Genomic DNA, 14,439 nt, shown 5'->3' on the forward strand with positions numbered 1-14,439 from the left:
TGGAGGATTAGCTCAGCTGGGAGAGCATCTGCCTTACAAGCAGAGGGTCGGCGGTTCGAGCCCGTCATCCTCCACCATATTTATTCTTACATAATGTTAGGATAGATAAAGCCGGTGTAGCTCAACTGGTAGAGCAACTGACTTGTAATCAGTAGGTTGGGGGTTCAAGTCCTCTTGCCGGCACCACTTTCATATGGTAAGATAGACAAGTCGCTTTAAAAGCGAGCCATTAGCTCAGTTGGTAGAGCATCTGACTTTTAATCAGAGGGTCGAAGGTTCGAGTCCTTCATGGCTCACCATTTTCATGCGGGTGTGGCGGAATTGGCAGACGCGCTAGACTTAGGATCTAGTGTCTTTATGACGTGGGGGTTCAAGTCCCTTCACCCGCATTGCCAAACAACATAAAAAAATCCTGTAATGCGGAAGTAGTTCAGTGGTAGAACACCACCTTGCCAAGGTGGGGGTCGCGGGTTCGAATCCCGTCTTCCGCTTATACCATCCACGCCGGGGTGGTGGAATTGGCAGACACACAGGACTTAAAATCCTGCGGTAGGTGACTACCGTGCCGGTTCAAGTCCGGCCCTCGGCATTATAAAATAAGCGCCCGTAGCTCAATTGGATAGAGCGTTTGACTACGGATCAAAAGGTTAGGGGTTCGACTCCTCTCGGGCGCGCCATTAAGATCGGGAAGTAGCTCAGCTTGGTAGAGCACTTGGTTTGGGACCAAGGGGTCGCAGGTTCGAATCCTGTCTTCCCGACCATCTTTTATGGGGCCTTAGCTCAGCTGGGAGAGCGCCTGCCTTGCACGCAGGAGGTCAGCGGTTCGATCCCGCTAGGCTCCACTGGGACGTTTGGCACCAGATAAATGTGGAAATAATATTGTTAGTTGAGCGATTATCTTGAAAAATCGATCGAAAAAATTTATAGTAAGATTAAAGTCAAATATAGTCAAAGTCAATGGAGGAGGAGGCGGAGTGGCACAAAATATTTCTGATATCATCGAGCAGTATTTGAAGGAAGTCTTGGATCAGAATGGTCGAGAAATATTAGAAATTAAACGCAATGAAATTGCAGATAAGTTTCAATGCGTACCTTCACAAATTAACTATGTTATCAATACACGCTTTACGAGCGAAAGAGGTTATATCGTTGAAAGTAAGCGTGGCGGCGGTGGCTATATCCGTATCATTAAAGTCAAAATGAATGATGAAGTCGATTTATTGAACAACATTATTTCCCAAATATATCATCGTTTATCACAGGCTGCATCTGATCATATCATTATGCGTCTTGTTGAGAACAACATTTTATCCGAAAGAGAAGCAAAGATGATGATTAGTGTCATGGACCGTTCTGTTTTACACATTGATTTACCTGAACGAGATGAACTGCGGGCTCGGATGATGAAAGCGATGTTAAATGCTTTGAAATTAAAGTAAAGCGGGTGAAAAGATTGATTTGTCAAGAATGCAATGAGAGACCAGCCACTTTTCACTTTACGAAAGTAATAAATGGAGAAAAACAAGAAATGCACATATGTGAACAATGTGCAAAAGAAAACAGTGATTCATATGCTATGAGTGGAAACCAAGGTTTCTCGATTCACAACTTATTATCAGGCTTATTGAATATTGATCCTAGCTTTACCACAAGTGCGAATAAAGGATCATCTATTTTTCAAGAGGCAAGAGAAGTGGATCAATGTCCTAAGTGTGGCTTAACTTTTCAGCAATTCAGGAAAACAGGCCGTTTTGGCTGTGCAGAATGTTATCGAACCTTTGATCAGTATTTAAATCCTGTTTTAAGGAAAGTCCATAGTGGAAATACAGTCCATAATGGAAAAGTTCCTAAACGGATTGCCGGCAGTCTGCATGTTCGCCGGAAACTTGAGTTGATGCAGCAAGAACTGAAGCAGCTGATTGAACAGGAAGAGTTTGAAAAAGCAGCGGAAGTTCGAGATCAAATTCGTGCATTAGAGCATGAGCAATCTCAGCAGAGGGAGGGAGATTAACGACATGTCGCTCCAGCATTTTATTCAAGACGCATTAAGTCAATGGATGAAACAGAAAGGACCAGAAAGTGACATTGTTCTAAGCAGTCGTATTCGACTGGCACGCAATCTAGAGCATGTTCGTTTCCCAACTCAGTTTTCTCAAGAGGAGGCTGAAGCTGTTCTTCAGCAATTCGAGCAAAAGTTTGCGAGCCAGGAAGTGAAGGACATTGGAAACTTTGTTCTGATTCGAATGAATGACACGCAGCCTTTGGCTAAAAGGGTACTTGTTGAAAAGCATTTGATTAGCCCCAATTTAGCAGAATCAAGATTTGGTGGCTGTTTGCTTTCAGAAAATGAAGAAATCAGTGTCATGCTGAATGAGGAAGACCATATTCGTATTCAATGCTTGTTCCCAGGATTTCAGCTGGCTAATGCACTAAAAGCAGCTAACCAAATAGATGACTGGATTGAAGAGCAAGTGGATTATGCGTTTTCTGAAAAGCGAGGATACTTAACGAGCTGTCCGACCAATGTAGGTACAGGTATTAGGGCTTCAGTCATGATGCACTTACCAGCATTAGCCCTGACAAGACAAATGAATCGCATTATTCCTGCAATTAATCAATTAGGTCTTGTGGTCAGAGGAATTTATGGTGAGGGTAGCGAAGCAATAGGAAACATCTTTCAAATTTCAAATCAAATGACACTGGGTCAATCAGAAGAAGATATTGTAGATGACTTGAATAGTGTGACGGCACAGCTCATTGAACAAGAGCGATCTGCACGTAAGGCATTATATCAGACGTCTAAAATTGAACTTGAAGACAGAGTGTACCGTTCCTTGGGGATTTTGGCTAATTGTCGCATGATTGAATCTAAGGAAACGGCTAAGTGTTTGTCAGATGTGCGACTTGGAATTGATTTAGGTATCATTAAGGGGCTTTCAAGTAATATACTGAATGAACTCATGATTTTGACACAGCCTGGCTTCCTTCAGCAATATTCAGGAGGAGCCTTGGAACCAAATGAAAGAGATATAAAACGAGCAGCAATTATTAGAGAAAGGCTGCGCTTAGAAATGCATAGGAATGGACAGGAGGATGAAACGATATGATGTTTGGAAGATTCACTGAAAGAGCTCAAAAGGTATTAGCACTTGCACAAGAAGAAGCCATTCGCCTAGGCCATAAGAACATCGGAACAGAGCATATTTTACTTGGTCTTGTACGTGAAGGTGAGGGCATCGCCGCAAAAGCATTAGAAGCACTGGGCCTTGTTTCAGATAAAATCCAAAAAGAAGTCGAGAGCTTGATTGGAAGAGGGCAAGAGGTGTCTCAAGCTATTCCTCATTACACACCTAGAGCGAAGAAGGTTACGGAGCTTTCTATGGATGAAGCGAGAAAGCTTGGTCATTCCTATGTAGGGACAGAACATATTCTTTTAGGTCTTATTCGTGAGGGAGAGGGGGTAGCTGCCCGTGTCTTAAATAACCTCGGAGTAAGCTTAAATAAAGCACGCCAGCAAGTATTGCAGCTTCTAGGCAGCAATGAAACGGGTGCATCTGCGGCAGGATCTAATAGCAATGCCAATACACCAACTTTAGATAGCTTGGCAAGAGACTTAACGGCTATTGCGAAAGAGGACAGCTTGGACCCTGTGATTGGCCGTAGCAAAGAAATTCAGCGTGTCATTGAGGTCCTAAGTAGAAGAACAAAGAATAACCCTGTCTTGATTGGAGAGCCTGGTGTTGGTAAAACAGCGATCGCAGAAGGCCTCGCACAGCAAATTATTCACAACGAAGTGCCTGAAATTTTGCGTGATAAACGAGTCATGACACTTGATATGGGAACCGTTGTAGCGGGAACGAAATATCGTGGTGAATTCGAGGATCGTTTGAAAAAAGTCATGGACGAAATCCGTCAGGCTGGAAATATCATTCTCTTCATTGATGAGCTTCATACACTGATTGGTGCAGGAGGAGCAGAGGGTGCGATTGATGCCTCTAATATTCTAAAACCATCTTTAGCACGTGGTGAGCTTCAATGTATCGGGGCAACAACGTTAGATGAGTACCGTAAATATATTGAAAAAGATGCTGCACTTGAACGTCGATTCCAGCCAATTCAAGTGGACCAGCCATCTGTTGATGAAAGTATTCAAATTTTAAGAGGGCTTAGAGACCGTTATGAAGCACATCACCGTGTGTCTATTACAGATGAAGCCATTGAGGCGGCGGTAAAGCTTTCTGATCGTTATATCTCTGATCGTTTCCTTCCAGATAAGGCGATTGACTTAATTGATGAGGCGGGTTCAAAAGTTCGTTTACGTTCTTTCACAACACCGCCTAATCTAAAGGAACTTGAGCAAAAGCTGGATGAAGTACGCAAGGAAAAGGATGCAGCTGTTCAAAGTCAAGAATTCGAAAAAGCCGCTTCTCTTCGTGATACGGAGCAACGTTTGCGTGAAAAGGTAGAAGTGACGAAGAAATCTTGGAAAGAAAAGCAGGGACAAGAGAATTCAGAGGTTTCTGTGGATGATATCGCAATGGTTGTTTCTAGCTGGACGGGAGTACCTGTTTCAAAAATTGCTCAAACAGAAACAGATAAGCTTCTAAACATGGAACAATTGCTCCACTCTCGCGTCATTGGACAGGATGAAGCAGTTGTTGCTGTTGCAAAAGCTGTAAGACGTGCCCGTGCTGGACTAAAAGATCCGAAACGTCCGATAGGCTCCTTTATTTTCTTAGGGCCAACAGGTGTTGGTAAGACTGAGCTTGCAAGAGCACTCGCTGAGTCTATCTTCGGTGATGAAGAAGCGATGATTCGTATTGATATGTCTGAGTACATGGAAAAACACTCGACTTCAAGACTTGTTGGATCACCTCCAGGCTATGTGGGCTATGATGAGGGCGGTCAGCTGACTGAAAAAGTGAGAAGAAAGCCGTATTCTGTCGTGCTTCTAGATGAGATTGAAAAGGCGCACCCTGATGTGTTTAACATCTTACTTCAAGTGTTAGAAGATGGTCGTCTCACTGATTCTAAAGGTCGTACTGTTGACTTTAGAAATACGATTTTGATTATGACTTCAAACGTTGGAGCTAGTGAGCTGAAGCGCAATAAATATGTTGGCTTTAACGTGCAGGATGAAAGTCAAAATTACAAAGATATGAAAGGCAAAGTAATGGGTGAGTTGAAACGTGCGTTTAGACCGGAGTTCATCAACCGTATTGATGAAATCATTGTCTTCCACTCACTCGAAAAGAAACATCTAAAAGAGATTGTGTCTCTCATGTCTGATCAATTGACAAAACGACTAAAAGAGCAGGACCTTTCAATTGAATTGACGGAAGCAGCAAAAGCCAAGATTGCCGACGAAGGCGTAGATCTTGAGTATGGTGCTCGTCCGTTAAGAAGAGCGATTCAAAAGCACGTCGAGGATCGACTTTCTGAGGAATTGCTGAAAGGCAATATTGAAAAGGGCCAACATATCGTATTAGATGTAGAAGATGGAGAAATTGTCGTAAAAGCAACGGCTGCTACGAACTAATATAGTAAGAAAAAAGTGTGAGGCATACCAGTAAGTTGGATGCCTCCCTTTACTTATTTTCTGACCAGTATAAGGAGTTGTATTCTTCAATCTATGGCTAAGTCAAAATCAAAATTTATATGCCAATCGTGCGGTTATGAGTCAGCCAAATGGATGGGGAAATGTCCCGGCTGCGGCACTTGGAACAGTATGACAGAAGAGGTCGTTCGTAAAGAGCCGGCAAATCGTCGAAGTGCGTTTAATCATTCTGTTCAAACCATTCAAAAACCTTCACCTATATCTGCAATTGAAACATCCGAAGAACCCCGAATTAAAACGAATTTAGAAGAATTTAACCGAGTATTAGGAAGTGGAATTGTCAAAGGTTCACTCGTTCTTATTGGCGGTGATCCTGGGATTGGGAAGTCCACACTATTATTACAAGTTTCAGCACAGCTATCAGATCAAAATCAGAATGTGTTATACATATCTGGTGAGGAATCAATCAAACAAACGAAGCTTAGGGCGGACCGTCTCGGTATTGAAAGTGCCTCTTTACATGTTTTGGCTGAAACCGATATGGAGTATATAACGTCTGCTATACAAGAGATGAAACCCGCTTTTGTTGTGGTCGATTCAATTCAAACCGTTTATCAAAGCGATATCACGTCAGCTCCTGGATCTGTTTCTCAGGTGAGGGAATGCACTGCCCAGCTGATGAAAATTGCCAAGACGAATGGTATTCCTATTTTTATCGTTGGTCACGTGACGAAGGAAGGCTCGATTGCTGGGCCGCGCCTTTTAGAGCATATGGTGGATACAGTTCTTTATTTTGAAGGGGAGCGCCATCATACGTTTCGTATTTTACGGGCAGTGAAAAACCGTTTTGGTTCAACGAATGAATTAGGGATTTTTGAAATGAGAGAGGAAGGGCTCACAGAGGTATTAAACCCATCAGAAATCTTCTTAGAAGAGCGGTCAGCAGGTGTATCTGGATCGTGTGTTGTTGCCTCAATGGAAGGAACAAGACCTGTTCTAGTGGAGATACAAGCACTTATTTCACCGACGAGCTTTGGGAATCCACGGAGAATGGCTACTGGCCTTGATCATAACCGAGTGTCATTGCTTATGGCCGTTTTAGAAAAACGGGTAGGGCTGCTGCTGCAAAATCAAGATGCCTATTTAAAGGTCGCAGGTGGTGTGAAACTTGATGAACCAGCGATAGACTTGGCTATTGCCGTTAGTATTGCATCAAGCTTTAAAGATGCAGCGCCGCATCAAGCAGATTGCTTTATAGGAGAAGTGGGTCTGACGGGAGAAGTCAGAAGAGTATCAAGAATTGAACAGCGTGTGCAGGAAGCTGCTAAACTAGGATTTAAACGAATGTTTATTCCTCAGGCGAATATAGATGGATGGAAAAAACCGAGAGGGATTGAATTAGTCGGTGTAGAAAATGTAGCAGAGGCACTTCGTATTTCACTAGGGGGATCATAGAAATGGAAAAAGAGAAAAAAGGAGCGAGAGAAGTCGATCTCTTAGATATTGTCCAGTTTGTGGCACCGGGGACACCCCTGCGGGCAGGGATTGAAAACGTCCTAAGAGCCAATACTGGAGGGCTCATTGTTGTTGGTTATAACGATAAAGTGAAAAGTGTGGTAGATGGAGGATTTCATATTAATTCTGCATTCTCCCCAGCACATTTATATGAATTGGCGAAGATGGATGGGGCGATTATTTTAAGTGACTCTGGTCAAAAAATCTTGTATGCGAATACACAGCTCATGCCGGATGCAACCATTCATTCATCAGAAACAGGCATGAGACACCGAACGGCTGAACGTGTAGCAAAGCAGACAGGTTGCTTAATCATTGCCATTTCTGAACGTCGGAATGTTATTACCTTATACCAAGGGAATCGACGATATACGCTGAAAGATATTGGTTTTATTTTGACGAAGGCCAACCAAGCGATACAAACACTGGAGAAATATAAAACCATTTTAGATCATGCCATTTCTGCGTTAAGCGCCTTAGAATTTGAAGAGCTTGTGACCTTTGGTGATGTATTATCCGTGCTACATCGTTATGAAATGGTACTTAGAATCAAAAATGAAATCAATATGTATATCAAAGAGCTTGGGACAGAAGGACACTTGATCCGTCTGCAAGTCAATGAGCTGATTACAGATATGGAGCAGGAAGCGGCGTTATTTATTAAAGATTACGTGAAAGAAAAGATCAAAGATCCATATGTGCTGCTGAAACAGCTCCAAGATATGTCGAGCTTTGAACTTTTAGATGACTCTATTTTGTACAAGTTACTCGGCTATCCAGCATCTACAAATATTGACGAATATGTGTACACAAGAGGGTACAGATTACTTCATAAAATCCCTAGATTGCCTATGCCGATCGTTGAAAACGTGGTCGAAGCATTTGGTGTGCTAGATCGAATTATGGAAGCAGATGTACAAGATTTGGATGAAGTAGAAGGAATTGGAGAAGTAAGAGCGAAAAAGATAAAAAAAGGATTAAAAAGACTGCAAGAAAAACATTATATCGACCGTCAGCTATAAAAAGAGAAATTTTTCTTAAATACGGTTAAAAATGGATGAATATGGGTATATTAATGATGGTTTTGTTTTCTGTTCATGATGATAGGAAACTTAAGCATATATCAATGTCAGATGAAGGTGGATTGACAGATGAAAAATAAAGGAGGTGAAGGTATGTTAAAAAGAATCGTTCAGGCGTTTTTTATCATTTTCGGTGCAGTTGTAGGGATTTTTATCATTCCAGAGTTATTTCTGCTGTTAAATGTGAAGGACATACCTTTCATAACAAATGCTTACTCTTCAGCACTAATAGGAGCCGCTGTGTTCTTTATCATTGGTAAATGGTGCACAGGCTATGTGGTTAATTGGGTGAAATGGATCGAGGATTCTCTATTGAAGGCGCCTCTTCCTGATCTTATATCTGGAAGTTTCGGTTTAGTATTTGGACTTATTCTAGCATATCTTATTGTAAACGTGATCCCGCTAAACAATATCCCATATCATATTTTTGGTACCATTATTCCGATTTTCCTGGCTTTCTTTTTAGGATACCTTGGATTTCAGGTAGGGTTTAAGAAGAAGGATGAAATGATGGGGCTGTTCTCTCGATCTGCAAAGGTCACAAAGAAAAAAGGAGCAGCTGATGATGAACCTGAAATAGAAGATAAAAAGCTGAAAATTTTAGACACAAGTGTTATCATTGATGGAAGAATCGCAGATATTTGTCAAACTGGATTCCTAGAAGGTGTGATGGTCATTCCTCAATTTGTACTCGAGGAATTACAGCATATTGCAGACTCTTCTGATGTATTAAAGAGAAATAGAGGCCGAAGAGGTCTTGATATTTTAAATCGTATCCAAAAAGAACTGGATATTAAAGTTGAAATTTACGAAGGTGACTTTGAGGATATTCAAGAGGTTGACAGCAAGCTTGTGAAACTCGCTAAGTTAACTTCAGGTGTTGTTGTGACAAATGATTTTAATTTAAATAAAGTATGCGAACTTCAAAAAGTAGCAGTGTTAAACATCAATGATCTAGCCAATGCAGTCAAACCGGTTGTACTGCCTGGGGAAGAAATGAAGGTACAGGTCATCAAAGATGGGAAAGAGCATAACCAAGGTGTTGCTTACTTAGATGACGGTACGATGATTGTGGTCGAAGAAGGACGCAATTATATTGGAAAAGACATTGATGTGCTCGTCACGAGTGTGCTGCAAACTGCTGCTGGAAGAATGATTTTTGCGAAGCCAAAACTTCTGGAGAAGGCGCTCTAAAGGGAGAACGAACATGTATTATGAAGTAGTTATTCCGGCTGCGGGGCAGGGGAAGCGAATGAAGGCCGGCCGCAATAAACTTTTTATTGAATTGAAAAGAATGCCGGTCATCATCCACACACTGAAGGTGTTTGACGCTCATTCACAATGTAGACGCATGATCTTAGCGATCAATGAGGAAGAGCGTCGTGACTTTGAACGGCTACTGAAGGTACACGCTTTTCAAACGCCTGTTTCACTTGTCACTGGCGGTGAAGAACGGCAGCAAAGTGTATACGAAGGATTGAAGGCTGTGCAAGATGCGGACATCGTGCTTGTTCATGATGGCGCAAGGCCTTTTATTAAGCATACACAGATTGACTTGCTCGTTAAAGCAGCGATTGAAAAAGGCTCCGCAGTCGTAGCGGTACCAGTGAAAGACACAATCAAACGCGTTCAAGAAGGCAAAGTGGAACAAACCATTGAACGTCAGAGCTTGTGGGCAGTCCAGACCCCACAAGCTTTTCGTCATTCTATTTTAAAAGAAGCGCATGAACATGCGGAGCGGACAGGCTTTCTTGGAACAGATGACGCCAGTCTTGTGGAACAATTACACGGTGAGAGTGTGTATATTGTCCAAGGAGACTATACCAATATTAAACTGACAACACCGGATGATTTATTGGTTGCCAAGGCAATTATGGATGCGGAAAGAGGGTACTAGAACATGTTTAGAATAGGACAAGGTTTTGATGTACATCAATTAACAGAGGGAAGACCTCTTATTATTGGCGGTGTGACGATCCCTTATGAAAAGGGTCTACTTGGGCATTCAGATGCGGATGTACTGCTTCATACTGTGGCGGATGCCTGCCTAGGTGCGATTGCAGAAGGAGATATCGGCAGACATTTCCCAGACACGGATCCTGAGTTTAAAGATGCAGACTCTTTTAAATTACTTCAGCACGTGTGGGCACTTGTAAAAGAAAAAGGCTATACACTGGTGAATATCGATTGCACCATCATGGCGCAAAAACCAAAGATGGCACCATACATTCAGCCAATGTGTGAGAAAATCGCAGAAGCCCTTGAGGCAGATGTCACACAGGTGAATGTCAAAGCAACAACGACAGAGAAACTTGGATTTACAGGAAGAGGCGAAGGAATTGCCTCTCAAGCAACCGTACTTCTTCAGAAAAAGTAAAATCCATTTTGATGAGAATGGGTTTTGATGATAAAATACGTTTATAAAAAATTGGTGTCAGACAATATGATGCAGATGAAAGGAAGTTAAACTCATGGGAAATGAAGTGCGTGTTCGTTATGCACCGAGTCCAACTGGTCATTTACATATTGGGAATGCTAGAACGGCTCTTTTCAACTATTTGTTCGCACGCAGCCAAGGCGGCAAATTTATTATTCGAATCGAGGATACGGATCAAAAGCGTAATGTAGAAGGCGGAGAAGAAAGCCAGCTTCGCCACCTGCAGTGGCTCGGAATTGATTGGGATGAGAGCATTGATAAAGATGGGGGCTACGGTCCTTACAGACAATCAGAGCGTAATGATATTTACAAAAAATATTATGACGAGCTGCTAGAGAAAGACTTGGCGTATAAGTGCTATTGTACGGCTGAAGAACTAGAAGAAGAGCGTGAAGCACAAATTGCCCGCAGTGAAATGCCTCGATACTCTGGTAAATGCAGTCATTTATCAAAAGAAGAAGAGGACAAGCTGATTGCTGAAGGAAGAGAGCCAAGCATCCGCTTCCGAGTGCCTAAAGGAGAAATCATCAAATTTGACGATATGGTCAAAGGCGAGATTTCATTTGAAACAGACGGCATCGGTGACTTTGTTATTGTGAAGAAAGATGGTACGCCAACGTATAACTTCGCTGTAGCAGTGGATGATCATTTGATGAAAATGACTCACATTCTTCGTGGTGAGGATCACATCTCGAATACACCTAAACAAATTATGGTCTTCAATGCATTTGGCTGGGATGTTCCGCTGTTCGGACATATGACGCTGATTGTAAACGAGAACCGCAAGAAATTAAGCAAGCGTGATGAATCAATTATCCAGTTCATCGAACAGTATAAGAACTTGGGCTATTTACCAGAAGCTTTGTTTAACTTCATTGCACTACTTGGGTGGTCTCCAGTTGGTGAAGAGGAACTATTTACAAAAGAGCAGTTCATCGATATTTTCGATGTCAATCGACTTTCTAAGTCACCAGCTCTCTTCGATATGCATAAACTAAAATGGGTGAATAACCAATACGTAAAAGCACTTGATCTTGATCAAGTTGTGGCACTTACACTTCCACATCTTCAAAAGGCAGGTAAGGTAAGCGAGCAGCTGTCAGAAGAAGAAAACACGTGGGTGCGCAAACTCATTTCTCTATACCACGAGCAATTGAGCTACGGAGCAGAAATTGTTGAGTTAACAGAGTTGTTCTTTAAGGAACAAATTGAGTATAATCAAGAGGCAAAGGAAGTTCTTGCAGAAGAGCAAGTACCAGAAGTGATGGCTTCGTTTGCAGGTCAGCTTGAACGTCTTGAGTCTTTCACACCTGATGAAATCAAAGCTGCCATTAAAGCGGTACAAAAAGAAACAGGGCATAAAGGCAAGAAACTATTCATGCCAATTCGTGTGGCTGTCACAGGACAAACGCATGGCCCAGAGCTTCCGCAAAGTATTGAACTACTAGGTAAAGAGACGGTATTAAACCGCATTAAACAAATATAAGGAAAATCGTTGCGAGGGAGAAGTACAATGTTTTCGCCTATCACAGAAAGAGTCTTCACCGGCTGAAAGAGACTTATGGGCAGACGTTGGAAATGCACCCTCAAGACCCTTGAGGAACACGTATGTTAGTATGCAAGGGCGGTACCCTCCGTTATGGGATGAAGTTGAGAAGGCTGCGAAATGAGGGCTTTCTAAACAGAGTGGAACCGCGTTTTCAAAACGTCTCTGTCATATGGCAGAGGCGTTTTTTATTTGTCCAAAAAAGAGAGTAAGTCCTAAGAGAGATTGATGGGGAAGAACGGGGGGAGCATGTGTTTTTCAAAATGCTGAAAGAAGATATTGATACTGTGTTTGATCAAGATCCTGCTGCTAGAAGCTATCTTGAAGTAGTGCTAACCTATTCAGGGCTTCATGCGATTTGGGCTCATCGTGTTGCGCATGCATTTTACAAGCGTAAGCTGTATTTTCTTGCGCGGATCATTTCTCAGGTCAGCCGGTTTTTCACAGGGGTTGAGATTCACCCAGCAGCAACCATCGGCCGGCGGTTCTTTATTGATCACGGCATGGGCGTCGTGATTGGGGAAACATGTGAAATTGGCGATAACGTCACTGTTTTCCAAGGCGTGACATTAGGGGGAACAGGGAAAGAAAAGGGAAAGCGGCATCCAACTATTTTGGACGATGCCCTAATTGCGACTGGTGCTAAGGTGCTCGGTTCCATTACTGTAGGAAAAGGGTCCAAGATTGGTGCGGGGTCTGTTGTGTTAAAAGACGTACCAGACCATTCTACTGTTGTAGGTATACCTGGGCGAGTGGTCGTTCAAAATGGAAAGAAAATCAATCGTGATCTCAATCATCAAGATTTGCCAGATCCCGTTTCTGATCGTTTCAAAGAATTGGAGCGAGAAATGGAAAAGCTAAAACGTGAGCTGGCTTCATTGAGCAGAAAGGAAGAACAATCATGACAATCATTATTTATAATACATTGACACGTAAGAAGGAAGAGTTTGTCCCGCTTGAACCAGGAAAGGTCAAAATGTATGTATGCGGACCAACCGTTTATAACTACATTCATATCGGGAATGCAAGACCGGCCATTGTATATGACACGGTACGTAAGTATTTAGAATATAGCGGCTATGATGTGAATTTCGTATCCAACTTTACTGATGTGGATGATAAACTCATCAAAGCAGCAAACGAATTAGGCGAAGATGTCCCAACGATTGCTGATCGATTTATCCAAGCATACTTTGAGGACGTCAGTGCATTAGGCTGCAAAAAAGCAGACCTTCACCCGCGAGTGACAGAAAATATGGATGATATCATTGCGTTTATCGCCACATTGATTGAAAAAGGCTACGCCTATGAAGCAGATGGTGACGTGTATTACAGCACACGCTCATTTGAAGGCTACGGAAAACTGTCTCACCAATCGATTGATGAATTAAAGACAGGTGCCCGTATTCGTGTAGGTGAAAAGAAAAGGGATGCACTCGACTTTGCATTATGGAAGGCCGCAAAGGATCAGGAGATTTCTTGGGACAGTCCATGGGGTGAAGGGCGTCCAGGCTGGCACATCGAGTGCTCTGCGATGGTCAAAAAATATTTAGGCGATACGATTGACATTCATGCTGGCGGACAGGATTTAACGTTCCCTCATCACGAGAATGAGATCGCACAATCTGAGGCTTTGACAGGAAAACCTTTTGCGAAGTATTGGATGCATAACGGGTATATTAATATTGAGAACGAAAAAATGTCAAAATCACTTGGGAACTTTGTGCTCGTACATGACATTATTAAAGAACAAGATCCAGATGTGCTTCGTTTCTTTATGCTGTCGGTTCACTATCGTCATCCAATCAATTACTCCATTGACTTATTGGAAAGTACAAAGAGTGCATTTAACAGACTCAAAACATCTTATTCAAATCTACATCATCGCCTTGAGAGCAGTACCAATTTAACAGAGGATAACACGGAATGGCTGACAAAGATTGAAGAGCAGCGAGCGACATTTATTTCTGAAATGAATGATGACTTCAATACGGCAAATGCCATCTCTGTTTTATTTGAACTAGCGAAACAAGCAAATTACTATATGGAAAATGATCATACTTCCGAGGAAGTGATCAAGACATTTATTGGCTTGTTCCAAGAAATCACATCCGTCCTCGGCTTCTCACTAGAAGAAAAGCACACGCTTGACGAAGAGGTAGAAGCATTAATTGAGAAGCGGAATGAAGCTAGAAGGAATCGTGACTTCGCATTGTCTGATCAAATTCGTGATCAGCTAAAGAGCATGAATATTGTATTGGAGGACACTCCTCAAGGTACGCGCTGGAAAAGAGGAGAATAG

At 42.3% G+C, this 14,439-nt stretch carries 12 protein-coding genes, 9 tRNA genes and 1 other annotated feature; all 21 genes read left to right on the forward strand.

The genetic code is table 11. The annotated features are described in order from the left end of the window. Position 1 precedes the first annotated feature (1 nt). The 21 genes from ACNO7B_RS00420 to cysS all read left to right on the forward strand — a co-directional run bounded on the left by ACNO7B_RS00420 (position 2) and on the right by cysS (position 14,439). Positions 2 to 77, forward strand: a tRNA-Val gene (locus tag ACNO7B_RS00420). Between the two features lie 33 nt (positions 78 to 110). Further along, positions 111 to 186, forward strand: a tRNA-Thr gene (locus tag ACNO7B_RS00425). Positions 187 to 223: 37 nt separating this feature from the next. Continuing rightward, positions 224 to 299, forward strand: a tRNA-Lys gene (locus ACNO7B_RS00430). 7 nt (positions 300 to 306) lie between these two features. After that, positions 307 to 389 (forward strand) — tRNA-Leu (locus ACNO7B_RS00435). Between the two features lie 30 nt (positions 390 to 419). Then, positions 420 to 491: transfer RNA gene (locus ACNO7B_RS00440), tRNA-Gly, on the forward strand. A gap of 12 nt (positions 492 to 503) precedes the next feature. Continuing rightward, positions 504 to 589, forward strand: a tRNA-Leu gene (locus ACNO7B_RS00445). A gap of 11 nt (positions 590 to 600) precedes the next feature. After that, positions 601 to 677: transfer RNA gene (locus ACNO7B_RS00450), tRNA-Arg, on the forward strand. A gap of 7 nt (positions 678 to 684) precedes the next feature. Continuing rightward, a tRNA-Pro gene (locus ACNO7B_RS00455) sits at positions 685 to 761 on the forward strand. Between the two features lie 8 nt (positions 762 to 769). Continuing rightward, positions 770 to 842: transfer RNA gene (locus ACNO7B_RS00460), tRNA-Ala, on the forward strand. A 132-nt stretch (positions 843 to 974) separates the two neighbouring features. Continuing rightward, entirely contained in the window at positions 975 to 1,439 is a 465-nt protein-coding gene (locus tag ACNO7B_RS00465; protein WP_003217184.1) for a CtsR family transcriptional regulator, read from the forward strand. Positions 1,440 to 1,453: 14 nt separating this feature from the next. Continuing rightward, positions 1,454 to 2,011 (forward strand): UvrB/UvrC motif-containing protein, encoded by a 558-nt coding sequence (locus ACNO7B_RS00470; protein WP_007496258.1) that lies wholly within the window; start codon positions 1,454 to 1,456, stop codon positions 2,009 to 2,011. A 4-nt stretch (positions 2,012 to 2,015) separates the two neighbouring features. Continuing rightward, entirely contained in the window at positions 2,016 to 3,107 is a 1,092-nt protein-coding gene (locus tag ACNO7B_RS00475; RefSeq protein WP_008345444.1) for a protein arginine kinase, read from the forward strand. Then, complete coding sequence (gene clpC, locus ACNO7B_RS00480; RefSeq protein ID WP_007496263.1) at positions 3,104 to 5,539, forward strand: ATP-dependent protease ATP-binding subunit ClpC; 2,436 nt, start codon at positions 3,104 to 3,106, stop codon at positions 5,537 to 5,539. The genes ACNO7B_RS00475 and clpC overlap by 4 nt, the downstream gene beginning before the upstream one ends. Before the next feature lie 93 nt (positions 5,540 to 5,632). Further along, positions 5,633 to 7,012 carry a DNA repair protein RadA gene (radA, locus tag ACNO7B_RS00485; RefSeq protein WP_017359160.1) on the forward strand — a complete coding sequence of 460 codons (1,380 nt, stop codon included), beginning with the start codon at positions 5,633 to 5,635 and terminating at the stop codon, positions 7,010 to 7,012. A 2-nt stretch (positions 7,013 to 7,014) separates the two neighbouring features. Further along, positions 7,015 to 8,094: a DNA integrity scanning diadenylate cyclase DisA gene (gene disA, locus ACNO7B_RS00490; RefSeq protein WP_007496267.1), complete on the forward strand. Its 1,080-nt coding sequence runs from the start codon at positions 7,015 to 7,017 to the stop codon at positions 8,092 to 8,094. A 153-nt stretch (positions 8,095 to 8,247) separates the two neighbouring features. Next, a complete protein-coding gene (locus ACNO7B_RS00495; RefSeq protein WP_003217214.1) occupies positions 8,248 to 9,348 on the forward strand; it encodes a PIN/TRAM domain-containing protein in 1,101 nt (366 codons plus the stop codon). 13 nt (positions 9,349 to 9,361) lie between these two features. Next, positions 9,362 to 10,051 (forward strand): 2-C-methyl-D-erythritol 4-phosphate cytidylyltransferase, encoded by a 690-nt coding sequence (ispD, locus tag ACNO7B_RS00500; RefSeq protein WP_008345432.1) that lies wholly within the window; start codon positions 9,362 to 9,364, stop codon positions 10,049 to 10,051. 3 nt (positions 10,052 to 10,054) lie between these two features. Next, positions 10,055 to 10,531: a 2-C-methyl-D-erythritol 2,4-cyclodiphosphate synthase gene (gene ispF / locus ACNO7B_RS00505; RefSeq protein WP_007496273.1), complete on the forward strand. Its 477-nt coding sequence runs from the start codon at positions 10,055 to 10,057 to the stop codon at positions 10,529 to 10,531. Positions 10,532 to 10,625: 94 nt separating this feature from the next. Further along, complete coding sequence (gltX, locus tag ACNO7B_RS00510) at positions 10,626 to 12,077, forward strand: glutamate--tRNA ligase (protein ID WP_035391581.1); 1,452 nt, start codon at positions 10,626 to 10,628, stop codon at positions 12,075 to 12,077. Then, positions 12,078 to 12,307: a binding site (T-box leader), on the forward strand. It begins immediately after the preceding gene. A gap of 81 nt (positions 12,308 to 12,388) precedes the next feature. Further along, positions 12,389 to 13,042: a serine O-acetyltransferase gene (cysE, locus tag ACNO7B_RS00515; RefSeq protein WP_017366453.1), complete on the forward strand. Its 654-nt coding sequence runs from the start codon at positions 12,389 to 12,391 to the stop codon at positions 13,040 to 13,042. Then, positions 13,039 to 14,439: a cysteine--tRNA ligase gene (gene cysS, locus ACNO7B_RS00520; protein ID WP_417901032.1), complete on the forward strand. Its 1,401-nt coding sequence runs from the start codon at positions 13,039 to 13,041 to the stop codon at positions 14,437 to 14,439. The genes cysE and cysS overlap by 4 nt, the downstream gene beginning before the upstream one ends.

The sequence above is a fragment of the Bacillus sp. AK25 genome, from assembly GCF_048270685.1.
GTDB classification, from domain to species: Bacteria; Bacillota; Bacilli; order Bacillales; family Bacillaceae; genus Bacillus; species Bacillus altitudinis.